Genomic DNA, 15,336 nt, shown 5'->3' on the forward strand with positions numbered 1-15,336 from the left:
CCCCCTTATGCCTTCTTGTCTTCGCCGATCAGCAAGGTGGTATCCGACAAATACATGTGCGGCGGCACCTCGAGGTTATCGGGAGCGGGTTTGTTCTTGAACACACGTCCCGCCAGGTCAAAGGTCGATCCGTGGCACGGGCAGAGGAAGCCGCCTTCCCAATCGGCCGGCAACGACGGCTGCGGGCCTGGCGTGAATTTGTCAACCGGTGAACACCCGAGATGGGTACAAATCCCGATGACAACCAGGATTTCTGGCTTGATAGATCGGGTTTCGTTCTTGGCGTACTCGGGCGTGGGAAACGCGGTGCGGTTGGACTGAGGGTCTGCCACCTCGCCGTCGGTTTTCTTCAACGACGCCAATTGCTCCGGCGTGCGGCGCATGATCCAAATGGGCTTACCGCGCCATTCGGCATTGATTTTCCCGCCAGGCTGAAGGCCGGATATATCCACCTCCACCGGGGCCCCTGCCGCTTTTGCACGCTCCGAAGGACCAAAGCTCGAAACGAAGGGAACTGCAACTCCGACTGCACCGGCTGCACCGGCACAGCCCGACGCGATCAACCACGTCCTCTTACTGCTATCCACTGGCGTATCACTCATGGAAATCCTCGGGGTATCAGGTCTTGGGTCTGGGTCAGGACTCGAAAAACCATTGTAGCGGAGGGGCATCTTTGTAAACCAGTCACAAGGTGACGCATTTGTGCCTGTCACCTGGGTGCTTTCGGGTAAGCAAATTGGCTAAACTGCGCCCACGTTTCACAGATGAGGTAGCGCATGGGAATGCTGCAGGAATTCAAAGAATTTGCCGTCAAAGGCAACGTCATGGACTTGGCCGTGGGTGTGATCATCGGCGGCGCCTTCGGCAAGATCGTGGACTCCGTGGTGGGCGACCTCATCATGCCGGTCATCAGCAAGGTGGCCGGCGGCCTGGACTTCTCGAACTACTACCTCGGCCTGGCGGGCCAGGCAGCGGGCCTCACGCTCGAAGAAGCCAAAAAGCAAGGCGCCGTGTTCGCATACGGCAACTTCATCACCATCTTGATCAACTTCATCATCCTGGCGTTCATCATCTTCATGATGGTCAAGCAGATGAACCGCCTGCGCCGCGAGGAGTCGCCGGCCGCCCCCGAGCCCGAGGTCACGCCCGAAGAGGTCACGCTGCTGCGCGAAATCCGCGACAGCCTGAAAAACAAGGCCTGACGGTGCCCGGCCCGGCGCAAGGCCGGACAGACTCACCGTCTTGATTCAACGGGGCCAGCCTGCCAGCTGCTTGGCCACGCGAATCGCCTGCACCAGGCTGGCTTCACTGGCGCGCGCGGTGCCGGCGATGTCGAACGCGGTGCCGTGGTCCGGGCTGGTGCGCACCAGCGGCAAGCCCAGGGTGACGTTCACGCCCTCTTCCACCCCCAGGTACTTCACCGGGATCAGCCCCTGGTCGTGGTACATCGCGATCACGGCATCCACCGGCTCAGGGCCGGCTTGGCTCTGGCGCGCCACCATGAAGACCGTGTCCGGGGCCAGGGGCCCGCGCACCTGCACACCGCGCACCTGCGCCGCCTGCACGGCGGGGCCGATCACGGTCATCTCTTCGGTCCCGAACAGCCCTCCTTCGCCCGCATGCGGGTTGAGCCCAGCTACCAGCAAGCGCGGCGCGCGCCCCAGCATGCGGCGCAGCGACGCGTCGGCAATGCGCAGGGTGTCGCTCACCGCGGGCAGCGTCACGCGCTCGATGGCCTCGCGCAGCGAGACGTGGATGCTGACCAGCACCACCCGCAGCTCATCGTTGGCCAGCATCATGCGCACCGGCACCTCATGCACAGGTTGATGCAGGTATGCCGCCGCTTCCGATTGAAGTAATTCGGTGTGCCCGGGATACTGGTCATACGGCGCACCGCCTTCGGCCAGTGCCTCCTTGTGCAGCGGTGCGGTCACCAGCGCGGCCACGTCGCCCCGCAACGCCGCCTGCGCCGCCCAGCTCACGCACGCCCCGGCATAGCGGCCGGCCTCGCCACTGACCTGTCCCCAGGCCGGTGGCGACGTCAGGCCAGGCAGGGGGTACACCGGCAAGCAGCGCGGTGGCGCCGTCAGCGCTTGGGCCGGTGAATCGATCACCATGCAAGGCAGCGGCGGCAGAACCAGCGCCTGCGTCACGCACGCGCTGGCCCGGCGCAAGGTGGCCAGGTCGCCCACCACGAAGCAGCCCGACGTCTGTTCGGGCGCCAGCAGAAAGGCCTTGGCCAGGATTTCGGGCCCGATGCCCGCGCCATCGCCCATGGTGAGGGCCACCGCCCGCTGCTGCTCGCTCATGGTTCCCCCTCAGGCCGGATTGTCGATGTCGATGAAGGTGTGCTGCAGGCCCAGCTGCCGCGCCACGTGGTCCGCCATCGCGGGCGCGCCATACCGCTCTGTCGCATGGTGACCACAGGCGAAAAAGGCCACCCCGCACTCGCGCGCCAGGTGGGCCTGCGGCTCCGAAATCTCGCCCGTGATGAAGGCCTGGGCTCCGGCGTCGATGGCGGCTTCGAAAAAGCCTTGGGCACCGCCACTGCACCACGCCACACGCTGAATCGGCGCCGCCACATCGCCCACCGCCACCACGGCCCGCCGCAACACAGTTTGCAGGTGCGTGGCCAAGATGTCGCGGTCGGCAAAGGCACCGCCATCGGCGCGCGCCCCCAGAAACCCCAGGTCCTGCTCACCGAACCGCGTCTGGGCGGCCAGGCCCAGCACGCGCCCCAACTCGGCGTTGTTGCCCAGGCGGTCGTGGGCATCCAGCGGCAGGTGGTAGGCGAACAGGTTGATGTCGTGAGCCAGCAGGCGCTGCAGCCGCGCCTTCATCCAGCCCGTCACCGTGCCGCTTTGCCCCCGCCAGAACAGGCCGTGGTGCACGAACACCGCGTCGGCGCCCTCGGCAATCGCCGCGTCGATGAGGGCCTGGCTCGCGGTCACGCCGCTGACCAGCTTGCGCACGCGGGGCTTGCCCTCCACCTGAAGCCCATTGGGCCCGTAGTCCTTGAAGCGCTCGGGGTGCAGCTCGGCGTTGAACGCCGCCAGCAACGCGGCGCGGTCCACGCCGGACGAATCGGTTGAAGAAGCCATGTGCCGATTGTCGGCCATCGCCGCGCCACGCTGTCTGCCGGGCCGGGGCAGCCGGATGCAGGACAATGCGCGCCATGAAACGCGTATGGCTTTTGTTTGCCCAGGTTGTCACCGTGCTGCTGGCGGCCTACTTCGTGGTCGCCACCCTGCAGCCCCAGTGGCTCAAACCCGGCAAAGCCGTGCTCCCCGCCAGCCCGGGCGTCGCGGTGATCGAGGCGCCCCCCAGCGCCCCGGGCGACACGCCCACGGCCTCGTTCCGCAACGCCGTGAAGCGGGCCGCACCCAGCGTGGTCAGCATCAACACCAGCAAGAACACGCGCCACCCGAACATGAACGACCCGTGGTTCCGCTTCTTCTTCGGTGAGCAGAACGCGCAGCCCCAGGCCGGCCTGGGTTCGGGCGTCATCGTCAGCGCCGACGGCTATGTGCTGACCAACAACCACGTCATCGAAGGCGCGGACGAAATCGAGGTGGTGCTCACCGATGCGCGCGCCGCACGCGCCAAGGTCGTGGGCACCGACCCCGATTCGGACCTGGCCGTGCTCAAGATCGACCTGCCCAACCTGCCCGTGATGGCGTTTGCCGACTCCGACGCCTCCGAGGTCGGCGACCGCGTGCTGGCCATCGGCAACCCCTTCGGCGTTGGCCAGACCGTGACCAGCGGCATCGTTAGCGCGTTGGGCCGCAACCAGCTGGGCATCAACACGTACGAGAACTTCATCCAGACCGACGCCGCCATCAACCCCGGCAACTCGGGCGGCGCGCTGGTCAACATCGACGGCGCCCTGCTGGGCATCAACACCGCCATCTACTCGCGCTCGGGCGGCAGCATGGGCATCGGCTTCGCCATCCCCTCGGCCACGGCGCGCACCGTGCTCAACGCCATCGTGCGCGACGGCCGCGTGACCCGCGGCTGGATCGGCATCGAACCCAGCGACCTGACGCCCCAGCTGGCCCAGACCTTTGGCGCCAACGTGAACGCGGGCGTCATCGTCACCGGCGTGCTGCAGAACGGCCCCGCCGCCCGCGCCGGCCTGCTGCCGGGCGACGTGATCACCCAGATCGGCGACCAGGCCGTGCGCAACTCGGCCGAGCTGCTCACGCGGGTGTCGCAGCTGCAGCCCGGCGCACCCGTGGCCTTCCAGCTGATCCGGCGCGGACAGGCGCTGACGCTGGAGGTGACGCCCAACGTGCGCCCCTCGCAGCAGCGAACGCGTCAGCGCTGATTAGCAGGAGTATGCACCCACTGCCGTTGGTGAAAAAACGGACGTGACACCATACTCCTTCAAAACACTCACCTCGACCAGAGCACCAGCCAGAAGGGCTTCACGCCTGCACGCGGGTGCGCCAACGCACAGGCCAGCCCTGGCAGGCCAGCCGTGGCGGCCTGCGCAGGCTGTCAACGCGCCGTGGTGTCGCTGGTCCGCGTGTGGATGGGGATGTAAAGCTCGCCGCCCGCGCGGTTGAACTCCTGGGCCTTGGCCTGCATGCCGGCCGCCAGGCCCTGCTCGGCGCTCACGCCCTGGGCGGCGGCGAATTCGCGCACCTCCTGGGTGATCTTCATCGAGCAGAACTTGGGCCCGCACATGCTGCAGAAGTGCGCTTCCTTGCTGCTGTCCTTGGGCAGGGTTTCGTCGTGGAAGGCGGCGGCGGTTTCCGGGTCCAGGCCCAGGTTGAACTGGTCCTGCCAGCGGAACTCGAAGCGGGCCTTGCTGATGGCCTGGTCGCGCAGGCGGGCACCGGGGTGGCCCTTGGCCACGTCGGCGGCGTGGGCAGCAATCTTGTAGGCGATCAGGCCCTGCTTCACGTCCTCGCGGTCGGGCAGGCCCAGGTGCTCCTTGGGCGTCACGTAGCACAGCATGGCCGTGCCCATCCAGCCGATCATGGCGGCGCCGATGGCGCTGGCGATGTGGTCGTAGCCGGGCGCGATGTCGATGGTCAGCGGGCCCAGCGTGTAGAACGGCGCCTCGTGGCAGGCCTTGAGCTGCTCGTCCATGTTGGCCTGGATCATGTGCATGGGCACGTGGCCCGGGCCTTCGATGATGGTCTGCACGTCGTGCTTCCAGGCCACCTGGGTCAGCTCGCCCAGGGTTTTCAGCTCGGCGAACTGGGCCTCGTCGTTGGCGTCTGCGCCCGAGCCGGGGCGCAAGCCGTCCCCCAGCGAGAAGCTGACGTCGTACTGCTTGAGGATGTCGCAGATGTCTTCGAAGTGCTCGTAGATGAAGCTCTCGCGGTGGTGCGCCATGCACCACTTGGCCATGATGGAGCCGCCCCGGCTGACGATGCCGGTGACGCGGTCGGCCGTGAGGTGGATGAAGGGCAGGCGCACGCCGGCGTGGATGGTGAAGTAGTCCACGCCCTGCTCGGCCTGCTCGATCAGCGTGTCGCGGAAGATGGCCCAGGTCAGGTCCTCGGCCACACCGCCCACCTTTTCAAGCGCCTGGTAGATCGGCACCGTGCCGATGGGCACGGGGCTGTTGCGCACGATCCAGTCGCGCGTGGTGTGGATGTGCTTGCCGGTGGACAGGTCCATCACCGTGTCCGCGCCCCAGCGCGTGGACCAGACCAGCTTTTCCACCTCTTCCTCGATGCTCGACGTGACGGCGCTGTTGCCGATGTTGGCGTTCACCTTCACGAGGAAGTTGCGGCCGATCATCATGGGCTCCACCTCGGGGTGGTTGATGTTGACCGGCAGGATGGCGCGGCCGCGCGCGATCTCGTCACGCACGAACTCGGGCGTGATCGGGCCTTTGGGCAAGGCCGCCCCCATGGCGTTGCCGGCCAGGCGGCGCTCGCGCTCGGCGTGGCCCTGGTAGGCGGCCATCCACTCGCGGCGGCCGTTTTCGCGCAGGGCGGCGAACTCCATCTCGGGCGTGACGATGCCGCGCTTGGCGTAGTGCATCTGCGTGACGTTGGCGCCGGACCTGGCGCGCCGCGGCTGGCGTTGCAGGCCACGCGCCTCGGCGCGCAGCGCAGCGATGCGCGGGTTGTCGCGATCGCCCTTGCCGCCGTCGTCCAGCAACTGGGCGATGCGGCCGTCATAGGCCTCGGTGTCAGCCCGCTCGGCAACCCAGGCCGCACGCAGGGCCGGCAGGCCCTGGCGCACGTCCAGCTGCTGGGTCGGGTCACCGTAGGGGCCCGAGGTGTCGTACAGACTGACCCGCTCGCCGTTGGTCAGCTGCACGTCGCGCACGGGCACGCGCAGGTCGGCGCGCGAGCCCTCGATGAAGGCCCGGCTCGACGCCGGAAACGGCTGGCGCGCGCGCGCCAGCGAGGCCGCAAAGTCTTCTGGCGACAGGCCGCCTTTGGCGGCCGGGCTCAACTGATCGGGGGTGTTCGGGGCATTCATGCGGGCATCTCCTGTGGGTGAGTGGATTGCCCCGCATCGCCCGGTGTGCATGACGCATGGACGGATACCCAGATGCTTGCCCTGCGCCATGGGAACCACGGATGCCGGGTGTGGATGTCCGCCACGGCATGAACGCCTTGTGGCTGCAGCTCTTCTTACGCTGGTACTAACCAGATCAAGTTCGCGGTTCCGGCGGTCAGGTCCGCCGTCTCAGCACGCCATGTTCGTGCACCCCGGAGCAAAGGCGATTGTAGGCCCAACCCCCCGCCCCCGCGCGTCGTGTCCATGCGGGTATTCGCGTGTGCTGCAGGTGCCAGGGGCCACGCGGCGCGCCGTGCTATCAACACGCCCCATCACCCAACCCGTCACCCAGGAGCGTTTCATGTCGAACACCCCCAGCACCAACGCCGCGCACATGACCGCCGTGGCAGAGCGTTATGTGCAAGCCTTGAACCAGGGCGATCTCGACGCCGTCATGGCCTTGTTTGCGGCCGATGCCTGCGTGGAAGACCCCGTGGGCAGCGAGCCCCGCCGTGGCACCGAGGCCATACGCGGTTTCTTTCAGCGTGTGACCAGCACGCCCATGACCGTGGTGCACGACGGTGAACCCCGCGCCGTGGCCAACGAGGTGGCGTTTGGCCTCAAGCTCAGTTTCACGCGCGATGGCAAGCACACCACCTTGTCCGTCATCGACCATTTCCGCTTCAATGCCGACGGCGACATCGTGGCCATGCGCGCCTTCTTCGGTCCCCAGAACATCCACGTGGCCTGATGCCGCGCTGGTTCGGCAGCCGGCCCGCCACGTGCCGGCGCGCGGTGGCCAAGGCCAGCGCCAGCCCTGGTCCGCATCGCCTGACCTGGCCCGCGCCTGCTTCAGCCACCCTGCGTCTCGCCACAGGCGACAGACGCCGGCCCGGCATCCGTGGGATGCTGCGCCCATGCAAGCGTCCGACTTCCCCATCGTGACCACCGACAAGGTCCGCTACAACGACACCGACCGCCAGGGCCACGTCAACAACGCCGTGTTCGCCACCTTCATGGAGCTGGCGCGCGTCGAGGTGCTCGAGCGGCCCGAACTGGCCTTGAGCGAGGCCGGCACCTCGTTCGTGCTGGCCCGCCTGGCCATCGACTACCGCGCCGAGATCCATTGGCCCGGCGAGGTGCAGATCGCCACCCGCGTGGGCCAGGTCGGCCGCAGTTCCATCGCGTTCGAGCAGGCCATTTTTCAGCACGGCCAGCTCTGCGGCCATGGCCAGTCCGTGGTCGTGCTCGTCGATGGGCAGACCAAGCGTTCGCGTCCGCTGTCGGAGGCGGCGCGCGACCGCCTCGAGCGCCATCGCGCGCCAGCGGACGGACCTGAGCACGAGCCGGCGCCACGCTGATCCCGCCTTCGATCCGTGCCGATCCAGTCGACCACGCCATGCGGCCGACACCCACGGTCCGCGACACAACGCCCACAGCACCTCATCGCGCACGAAACCGCCGTGCCCTGCTCGACGTGTTGAGCGCCGATCAGGCCAAGCTCCGCAGGCCACCCCGCAGACAGACCGATGGGGTATGACCCCATCCACGTTTTTTGAACAACGGGAATGGGCGCATACCCCATTGAAAAAGGCCCGCTGAGCGGACCTTGACGCGGTGAACATGCCAGGGCCTTGGACCTGGCGCGTCCGGCTCACTTGGGGGCGTCGGCGCCGATCAGGCCCAGCATCTCCAGGTTCTTCTTCTCGTCCACCCACAGGCGCTCGGCCACCTTGCGGTACTCGGCGCTGGTCATGTAGGTTTCACCAAGGTCATAGGTTTCCAGGGCCTTCTTGAAGTTGGGATCCTGGATGGCCTCTTTGATGACGTCCTGAATCGTCTGCACGATCTTGGGGTCCATGCCCTTGGGGCCCACCAGGCCGATGGGGCTGTAGGTGACCACGTCGATGCCCAGCTCGCGCGCCGTGGGCACGTCGGGGATGAGGCGCTTTTCCGAGAACGTGACCAGCGCCCGGCCCTTGCCCTGGCGCACGTTCTGCGCCCAGCCACCGTCGATCACCCCTTGCACGTGGCCGCCGACGAAGGCCTGCAGCACCTCGGAGCCGCCCTTGAACGGCACCGACTGCAGCTGGATGCCCGTGTGGCGCGCCAGCAGCACGGTGGCCGCGTGGCCCGAACTGCCCGAGCCTGTGGTCGCGATGGACAGCGGCTGCGTGGCGACCTTGGCGCCCGAGACGAAGTCGTTCAGCGTCTTCCAGGGCGAATTGCCGGGCACGACCAGGCCATAGGTGTACGACGCGAAGGCGACGATGTAGGTCAGGTCCTTCATCGGGTCATAGGGCACCTTCTGCATGTGCGGCACCTTGAACAGCGTGGCCGGCGCCACGGCCAGCTGGTAGCCGTCGGGCTGCTTGGACTGCGCCATCATCGCCGCCGCCAGGGTGCCGGCCGCGCCGGGCCGGTTGTCGATCACCACGGGCTGGCCCAGCGACTTGCTCATCACCGGCCCCAGCGCGCGCATCATGGAATCGGTGGCGCTGCCGGGCGGAAACGGCACGTACAGCGTCACCGGCTTGGTGGGGAACTTGGCCTCGGCCAGCGCTGGCGCCGACAGCCCCAAGCCGGCCAGGGCCAGCGCGGCACACAGGGCGCGACGCGCCACGGAAGCATTCAAACGGGACATGGGCATCTCTCCTCCAAAGTGGGATCGGCTTCACGTGCATGCGAGCGTTTCACGCGAGCGACGCGCCGCAATATACGGACTGCGCCTGCGGCGAACTGACACCCAGGCGCCATGCGCGATCGCATGCCGGCGCACCTCGGCAAAGTCCGCATCGGGCCGGGCAACGCCTGCGTCACCCTGAAACGCGTCGCCACTTCACGCCGGCGCTCCATGCCTGGAAACCCGCCCTGCCCCTTGGCCGATCGCCTTCGGCGGGTGCCTGAGCGCATCGCAACCGCTTGGCCCGTGCGCGCCAGCAACGGCCGGGGCGGCTCAGGCCAGCCTGCGCGCCTCCGAACCCCGCCGCGGAACGGCCACTTGCCGCAGGCGGACAGGCTGCGTCCTGGCAGGAAGGTTCAGCAGAGCTCAATCAGGGGGCAGTATTCAATCAGGTGAACCATCTTTTCATCGAGAAGTCCATCATACTGGGACCCAATATCACACCCGAATCAGGCCCGGCAGCTCCCGCATGTGCGTGATGATGTGCGCGGCGCCGGCCTCGCGCAGGGCCTGCACCTCGGTGTGCACAGCCGCCTGGCCGGCCGGCGCAAACCCCACCACCGTCGCCCCCGCCGCCACCCCGGCCTGCACACCGGTGACGGTGTCTTCCACCACCAGGCAATCGGCGGGCGGCGTGGCCAGCGCATCGGCGGCCTTCAGGTAGACATCGGGAAAGGGCTTGCTGCGCGGCAGGTCGTGGCCGCTGAAGACATGGGCGCCAAACAGCGCCGCCAACCCCACCTGCGCCAGCTGCATCTGCACCTTGGCCAGGTCCGCGCCCGAGGCACAGGCGATGCGCCCGCCGACCCGGGCATGCACGGCCTGCACGGTCGCCACGGCACCGTCGATGGGCTGCAGCTCGGCCGCCAGCCGCGCATTGCGGCGCACGTAAAAGGCCTGCAGCCAGTCTTCGGTGAAGGGCTGCCCCGTGTGGGCTTCGATCAGGGCCGCCTGGCTGCGCACGGTCTTGCCGACAAAGCGGCGCAGGCATTCGTCGGCGCTCATGGCCCAGCCGCGTTCGGCCAGCATGTCGCGCAACACGCCGTTGGTGATGGGTTCGCTGTCGACCAGGACACCGTCGCAATCGAAGAGCACGGCACGCACACGGAACAAGGGAGAGGCAGACATGGTTCAGGCCAGGCAACAAAAGGCGCCACCCCAGGCGCCACGGGGCCAGCGGGCACAGCCGCCCGCCAGCGAACGAAAACAAGCCAAGGAAAGATGAGGCAGTATCAGCGGATGGCCATTTTCAAACAAACGGGTACCGCCGCATACTTCACTTCAAACCACCCAACACGCGCGTCAGCAAGGCGCTGCCCGCGCTCACGGGGTCCTGGCGCAGCGCGCGCTCTTGCTGGCCGATGACGGTGTAGAGGCCATCCACCGTCTTGCCCGTGACGTAGCCGGCCAGGTTGGCGTCCTGCTGCCGCAGCAGGCCATAGCGCGCCGCCGTGCCGGCCAGCTGGTCGTACTTCTGCACCAGCGCGACCTGGTTGGTGGTCTGCTGCACGATGGGCGTGAAGCGCTCGGTGAGCCCGCCGCGCGTCTTGCTCGAAAAGAAGTCGGTGACCGAGGTGTCGCCGCCGGTCAGGATGCCTTTGGCGTCGCTCACGCTCATGCCCTGGATGGCGCCCAGCAGCACGTCCTTGCCCTGGGGCACGGCCTGCTCGGCCGCGCTGTTCATGGCGGTTTCGATGCCATCGACCTGTGCGCCCAGGCCGAACTGGCGCATCAGCTTGGCCGCCTGGTTCAGCTGGCTGGGCAAGGCAATGCGCACCAGCGGGTTGTTCAGGTACCCGCCGCTCTGGCCCAGCAGGTCGATCGCCGCACCCGCACCCTGGGTCAGCAAGGCCTTCACCCCGGCCGAGGCATCGGCGTTGGTCAGCGACGCCAGCGCGCTGGCCTGGGCCTGCGCCAGGGCTGCCCAGTTCAGCGACAGGCCGCCGGCGGCCCCCGCCAGCAGCCAGCGCTGCAGCTGGCGGCGTGACAAAGTGGGGGAATGTGTGACCATGTGTGAGGATTTCTGAGCCTTCATGGCGCCCATTATGGGTGGGCCATTCAACAATGGCCGCTTCGCCTGCCCTTTCACCCGCCGGGCTTGATCGCCTGGCCTCCGTCCGTCACGCCCATGCCCCCTTCGACGACCTTCCCCCTCCGCCTGCTGGCCTGCTCGGCAGCCCTGGGCCTGCAGGCCCCCACGGTGTTCGCCCAGGCCTGCACGCTGTCGGCCAACAACACCATTGCGGCCACCAGCACGTGCAACAGCGCCGTCACCACCATGGGGTTGACGGGCGGTGGCGGGGCCCCCATCGCCGGCCAATCGCTGACAGCCACGGGCGGCACCGTGACCTTGACGGCGCCCGACGTCGTGGCCTGGCGCAACGGTGGCGCCAGCAACGGCGTGTTTGACCTGACCACCACAGGCACGCTGCAGGCGCAGGGCAACGTGACCCTCCACGACAGCAACGGCAACAACACCCGCGGCCTGTTCAACCGAGGCACGGCCGAGTTCCTGCAGAACCTGACCGTCTACAAGCCCACGCCCACGCAGACCAGCATGGCCAGCGAGTTCAACAACGCCGCCGCCATCGAACAGGCCGCAGGCTCACTGACCGTGCATGGCACCACCACCGTGCGCAGCGATGCCGCAGCGCCCAGCAATGCCAACAACACGCGCGATGGCATCCGCCACAACGGCGGCACGTCCAACTACAGGGGCGATGTGACCATCACCAGCCTGGGCGGCACGCGCATCGGCTTTTATCAGGCTGGTGGCGGCACGGTGAGCATTGACGGGGCCTTGAACGTCGAGCAACAGGCGACGATGTATGCCCGAACGGCGCCACTCCATGCTGCGGTCCGCCAGGAGGCGGTTGCCACGTCCTTTGCCGTGACCGGCCCCACGCGGCTGACCACGCTGGCCAATGGTGGCGCCGCCCTCATTGCCTCCAGCGTGATGCGCCTCAATGGCGGGGCGACGTTGACGGCAAATGGGGCGCCCTACATCGACCCACCGCCACCCGCTTCGCCAACCTTGACCCAGCGTGCAGCGGCGGTGCGCCTGGGCCCCGCAGCCGACGTGGCCATCGATGCACCCGCGTCCCTGCAGGCCAATGGCGAACAAGGCATCGCTGTGCAAATGACGGGGGCCGCCCGCTTGAGCGCGGCCCCCGGTGCGCAGCTCAGCGCCACCGGTGCCGACGGCACGGCCTTTGCGCTGCTGGGGGCCTCCACCCCGGTCACGCTGAACACGGCCACCGTCACCGCGCCCTGGCTGTGGCAGGCCGATGCCACCACGAATTGGGCGTTCACCGCCGAGGGCGGCACCTACACCGGCGCCAGCCAGCTCGCCAGTGGCGGGCAGCTCGCCCTCAACCTGGGCACCCGTGCGCTGTGGAACGTGACGGCCAACTCGGCCTTCAGCCAATTGACGGTGGCCAGCCAGGCCGTGGTCGATGCGTCGCAGGTGAATCCGCTCGTGCTGACGGGTGCGGTCACGCACCAAGACACCGGCGTCATCAGCCTGACTCGCTCCAACGCGGCGCCGAGCAACCTGCTGCAGGTCGCCGGCCCCTACACCAGTGGCGGCGTGCTGCAGCTCGACACCGTGCTCAACGCCGGCGACGCGGCCTCGCAGTCGGACGTGCTCGAGGTCGATTCGGCCGCACTGGGCAGCGGCCCCACCACGCTGCAGATCACGCCGCAAGGACCGGGTGCGCTGACCGAAGGCAAGGGCATCCTGGTGGTCAAGGTCCATGGCGCCTCGGCGGCCGACGCCTTTGTGCTGGCCAGCCCGCTGACGCAAGGGGGTTTCGACTACACCCTGGTGCAGGACGGCGACGGCAGCTGGTACCTGCGCTCCACCGCCGTCGTCGTGCCACCCACGGCGCGGGCCGTGCCCGTGCCGGTGGATGCGCCCTGGGCCCTGGCCGGCCTGGCGGCGCTGCTGGCCGCGGGTGTGGCGCGGGCCGGCCGGCAGCGCGCCCGTCGCACGGCGGACGCCTGAGCGCCGAGGCGGCCGCACGGGCGTGCTACCGTCGCCCCCGTGCGGCGGACCGGGGCACTGGTCACGCCCTGTTCAACACCCCACTGCCTCCTCCATGACCTCCACCGCTACCACCGCCCTGCGCTCCGTCCTCTACGTACCCGGCGACAAAGAGCGCGCGCTGCACAAGCTCGGCACGCTGGCCGCCGACGTGTACGTGATCGACCTGGAAGACGCCGTGGCCCCCGACCGCAAGGACACCGCCCGCGCCAACACCGCTGCCGTGCTGCAAGGCGGCACGGTGCCCACCGCCCAGCTCGTGGTGCGCGTGAATGGCGACGCCGCCAGCCAGTCGGCCGACCTGCAGGCGCTGCGCGGCTGCACGCCCCGCGCCGTGCTGCTGCCCAAATACGAAAGCCACGCTCAGCTGGCCGCGCTGCGCCAAGCCCTGCAGCAGGCCGGCCTGCCGACCAGCACCCAGGTCTGGGTGATGGTGGAGACGCCGATCGGCATTGCCCAGGTCGCGCAGCTGCTGGCTGTGGACAACGGCAGCTACCCACTGGCCGCCGTGGTCATCGGCACCAACGACATCGCCCGCCTGACCGGCACCAGCATGGGCGAAGGCCGGCGCTACCTGCTGCCCTGGCTGGCCACGGTGCTCATCCACGCCAAGGCCCAGCACCTTGCCGTGCTCGACGGCGTCTACAACGACTTTTCGGACACCGAGGGCTTTGCGGCCGAAGCCCGTCAGGGCCGCGACATGGGCTTTGACGGCAAGACGCTGATCCACCCCTCGCAGGTGGCGCCCGCCAACGCCAGCTTTGCCCCCAGCGACGCCCAGGTGCAGTGGGCCCAGGCCGTGGTGGCCGCGTTCAACCAGCCCGAAAACGCGAGCAAGGGCGCCATCCAGATCGACGGCGAGATGGTGGAGCGCCTGCACCTGGAGATCGCGCACCGCGTGCTGGCCGCCACCCGCTGAGGCGGCGCCCCTGCGGCCGCAAGCGCCTGCGCGCGCGAGGCTCAGCCCGGTCCATCCGCCCCGTCACCCTGCGGGTTGGTGTGATTGCCTTGGCGTGTGCATCTGACTTGGCATGAGTATGCCTGCATAGCCGTTCAATGGATAACGGAAATGCAGTGATACTGCCATCCAGCATCAACCACCCTGAATCGACGCCCTGAGCGGCGAGGCCTGCGCCTTGTCGCGTTTCAACGATCAAGCCGCCCGCCGAGGCAGCATGGCCACCGTCTGGCGCATGGCCGCAGCAGCGCGCAGCGGTGGCGGGCCTGCCCGGAGTCAGGTGATCCTGTCGTGCAAAGTCAGCGACGCGCGGGACCTCCGCGGCTGCGTGCATCCCCTGCGCCCTGCGCCCGTTCCACATTCACTGATTTCAGGGATAGGCGCCCCCGCCCTGCTGACCTAGGATGGCGACCGACATGCACATGCCCGCCTCCACCCTGCCTGGTCTGCCGACCGAATCCGTCCTGCCTGCCCCGGTGCTGGTGGTGGAAGACGAACCCGTGCTGCAGCATCGGCTGCGCCGGGTGCTGATGGACCTGGGCTACGCCGCGGACGCCCTGCAGTTCGCCGCCACCCTGGCCGACGCCCGCGCCTGCCTGGCCAGCATGCCCATTGCCCTGGCGCTGATCGACCTGGCCCTGCCCGATGGCAATGGCCAGGCGCTGATCGCGCAGCTGCGGGCCGACGACCCGGGCCTGGGCATCCTGGTGGTGTCGGCCTGGAGCTCGGAAGAAGCCATCCTGGGGGCCTTGCGCGCCGGCGCCACGGGCTATGTGCTCAAGGAGCGCGACGACTTCGAGGTCATGCTGTCCATCCGCAGCGTGCTGCGCGGCGGCGCGCCCATCGACCCCTTCATCGCCCGTCGCATCCTGGAGCTGCTGCCGGGCCAGCCCACCCAGGCCGATCCCGCAGCCAGGGCCACGTCGCTTGACGAGGCCCTGACCGATCGCGAGCTGCAGATCTTGGGCCTGGTGGCCGACGGCCTGTCCAACCGGGAAATCGCCGAGCAGCTGAGCCTGTCCCGCTACACCATCGAAAGCCACGTCAAGCGCATCTACCGCAAGCTGGCCGTGTCGTCGCGCGTGAACGCGGTGCGTGAGGCACGCACGCGGGGGGTGCTGTGAGTTCAGGACTTGGCCGGCGGTGGCGAGGGCTTGGGCTTGGGCATCGGGTGTGGTG

Annotated in this window: 14 protein-coding genes and 1 riboswitch; of the genes, 7 read left to right on the forward strand and 7 right to left on the reverse strand. The window is 68.3% G+C overall.

Annotated elements, in window-relative coordinates:
- Positions 1 to 5: 5 nt before the first annotated feature.
- Positions 6 to 602, reverse strand: a complete 597-nt coding sequence (gene petA / locus CCO03_RS15890; protein ID WP_087282614.1) for a ubiquinol-cytochrome c reductase iron-sulfur subunit — start codon at positions 600 to 602, stop codon at positions 6 to 8.
- A 174-nt stretch (positions 603 to 776) separates the two neighbouring features.
- On the opposite strand from petA, the gene mscL reads away from it, so the two are divergent.
- Positions 777 to 1,202, forward strand: a complete 426-nt coding sequence (gene mscL / locus CCO03_RS15895; protein WP_087282616.1) for a large conductance mechanosensitive channel protein MscL — start codon at positions 777 to 779, stop codon at positions 1,200 to 1,202.
- 45 nt (positions 1,203 to 1,247) lie between these two features.
- Here the strand turns inward: mscL and pdxA are convergent, their stop codons facing one another.
- Positions 1,248 to 2,309, reverse strand: a complete 1,062-nt coding sequence (gene pdxA / locus CCO03_RS15900; protein ID WP_087282618.1) for a 4-hydroxythreonine-4-phosphate dehydrogenase PdxA — start codon at positions 2,307 to 2,309, stop codon at positions 1,248 to 1,250.
- Between the two features lie 9 nt (positions 2,310 to 2,318).
- Positions 2,319 to 3,101, reverse strand: coding sequence for a Nif3-like dinuclear metal center hexameric protein (locus CCO03_RS15905; protein ID WP_236903889.1), 783 nt, complete (start codon positions 3,099 to 3,101; stop codon positions 2,319 to 2,321).
- Positions 3,102 to 3,175: 74 nt separating this feature from the next.
- Between CCO03_RS15905 and CCO03_RS15910 the strand changes: the two genes are divergently transcribed.
- The gene (locus tag CCO03_RS15910) at positions 3,176 to 4,327 is read left to right on the forward strand and encodes a trypsin-like peptidase domain-containing protein (protein ID WP_087282621.1); all 1,152 of its coding nucleotides are present in this window, start codon (positions 3,176 to 3,178) and stop codon (positions 4,325 to 4,327) included.
- Between the two features lie 173 nt (positions 4,328 to 4,500).
- Here CCO03_RS15910 and thiC read toward each other — a convergent pair whose 3' ends face one another.
- Positions 4,501 to 6,450, reverse strand: coding sequence for a phosphomethylpyrimidine synthase ThiC (gene thiC, locus CCO03_RS15915; RefSeq protein WP_087282623.1), 1,950 nt, complete (start codon positions 6,448 to 6,450; stop codon positions 4,501 to 4,503).
- 135 nt (positions 6,451 to 6,585) lie between these two features.
- Positions 6,586 to 6,696, reverse strand: a riboswitch (TPP riboswitch).
- Positions 6,697 to 6,832: 136 nt separating this feature from the next.
- Between thiC and CCO03_RS15920 the strand changes: the two genes are divergently transcribed.
- Both CCO03_RS15920 and CCO03_RS15925 read left to right on the forward strand, forming a co-directional pair.
- On the forward strand, positions 6,833 to 7,222 hold the full coding sequence (locus CCO03_RS15920; RefSeq protein WP_236903891.1) for a nuclear transport factor 2 family protein: 390 nt from the start codon (positions 6,833 to 6,835) through the stop codon (positions 7,220 to 7,222).
- A 166-nt stretch (positions 7,223 to 7,388) separates the two neighbouring features.
- The gene (locus CCO03_RS15925; protein ID WP_087282626.1) at positions 7,389 to 7,832 is read left to right on the forward strand and encodes an acyl-CoA thioesterase; all 444 of its coding nucleotides are present in this window, start codon (positions 7,389 to 7,391) and stop codon (positions 7,830 to 7,832) included.
- 293 nt (positions 7,833 to 8,125) lie between these two features.
- On the opposite strand, the gene CCO03_RS15930 is transcribed toward CCO03_RS15925, so the two are convergent.
- From CCO03_RS15930 to CCO03_RS15940, 3 genes are all read right to left on the reverse strand, one after another.
- Complete coding sequence (locus tag CCO03_RS15930) at positions 8,126 to 9,115, reverse strand: tripartite tricarboxylate transporter substrate binding protein (RefSeq protein ID WP_157667732.1); 990 nt, start codon at positions 9,113 to 9,115, stop codon at positions 8,126 to 8,128.
- Between the two features lie 477 nt (positions 9,116 to 9,592).
- Positions 9,593 to 10,282, reverse strand: coding sequence for an HAD family hydrolase (locus CCO03_RS15935; RefSeq protein WP_087282630.1), 690 nt, complete (start codon positions 10,280 to 10,282; stop codon positions 9,593 to 9,595).
- Positions 10,283 to 10,430: 148 nt separating this feature from the next.
- Entirely contained in the window at positions 10,431 to 11,165 is a 735-nt protein-coding gene (locus CCO03_RS15940) for a DUF4197 domain-containing protein (protein ID WP_087282632.1), read from the reverse strand.
- 87 nt (positions 11,166 to 11,252) lie between these two features.
- On the opposite strand from CCO03_RS15940, the gene CCO03_RS15945 reads away from it, so the two are divergent.
- From CCO03_RS15945 to CCO03_RS15955, 3 genes are all read left to right on the forward strand, one after another.
- Positions 11,253 to 13,160, forward strand: a complete 1,908-nt coding sequence (locus CCO03_RS15945) for a pertactin-like passenger domain-containing protein (protein ID WP_205690322.1) — start codon at positions 11,253 to 11,255, stop codon at positions 13,158 to 13,160.
- A 94-nt stretch (positions 13,161 to 13,254) separates the two neighbouring features.
- Positions 13,255 to 14,118: an HpcH/HpaI aldolase/citrate lyase family protein gene (locus CCO03_RS15950; RefSeq protein ID WP_087282636.1), complete on the forward strand. Its 864-nt coding sequence runs from the start codon at positions 13,255 to 13,257 to the stop codon at positions 14,116 to 14,118.
- 461 nt (positions 14,119 to 14,579) lie between these two features.
- Complete coding sequence (locus CCO03_RS15955) at positions 14,580 to 15,281, forward strand: LuxR C-terminal-related transcriptional regulator (RefSeq protein ID WP_087284818.1); 702 nt, start codon at positions 14,580 to 14,582, stop codon at positions 15,279 to 15,281.
- Positions 15,282 to 15,336: the final 55 nt, after the last annotated feature.

It is taken from the genome of Comamonas serinivorans (assembly GCF_002158865.1).
Classification (GTDB): domain Bacteria; phylum Pseudomonadota; class Gammaproteobacteria; order Burkholderiales; family Burkholderiaceae_C; genus Comamonas_E; species Comamonas_E serinivorans.

Coding starts and splice junctions, on each gene's coding strand:
- petA (WP_087282614.1), bottom strand. CDS start 602: ATGAGTGATACGCCAGTGGATAGCAGTAAGAGGACGTGGTTGATCGCG.
- mscL (WP_087282616.1), top strand. CDS start 777: ATGGGAATGCTGCAGGAATTCAAAGAATTTGCCGTCAAAGGCAACGTC.
- pdxA (WP_087282618.1), bottom strand. CDS start 2,309: ATGAGCGAGCAGCAGCGGGCGGTGGCCCTCACCATGGGCGATGGCGCG.
- CCO03_RS15905 (WP_236903889.1), bottom strand. CDS start 3,101: ATGGCTTCTTCAACCGATTCGTCCGGCGTGGACCGCGCCGCGTTGCTG.
- CCO03_RS15910 (WP_087282621.1), top strand. CDS start 3,176: ATGAAACGCGTATGGCTTTTGTTTGCCCAGGTTGTCACCGTGCTGCTG.
- thiC (WP_087282623.1), bottom strand. CDS start 6,450: ATGAATGCCCCGAACACCCCCGATCAGTTGAGCCCGGCCGCCAAAGGC.
- CCO03_RS15920 (WP_236903891.1), top strand. CDS start 6,833: ATGTCGAACACCCCCAGCACCAACGCCGCGCACATGACCGCCGTGGCA.
- CCO03_RS15925 (WP_087282626.1), top strand. CDS start 7,389: ATGCAAGCGTCCGACTTCCCCATCGTGACCACCGACAAGGTCCGCTAC.
- CCO03_RS15930 (WP_157667732.1), bottom strand. CDS start 9,115: ATGTCCCGTTTGAATGCTTCCGTGGCGCGTCGCGCCCTGTGTGCCGCG.
- CCO03_RS15935 (WP_087282630.1), bottom strand. CDS start 10,282: ATGTCTGCCTCTCCCTTGTTCCGTGTGCGTGCCGTGCTCTTCGATTGC.
- CCO03_RS15940 (WP_087282632.1), bottom strand. CDS start 11,165: ATGGTCACACATTCCCCCACTTTGTCACGCCGCCAGCTGCAGCGCTGG.
- CCO03_RS15950 (WP_087282636.1), top strand. CDS start 13,255: ATGACCTCCACCGCTACCACCGCCCTGCGCTCCGTCCTCTACGTACCC.
- CCO03_RS15955 (WP_087284818.1), top strand. CDS start 14,580: ATGCCCGCCTCCACCCTGCCTGGTCTGCCGACCGAATCCGTCCTGCCT.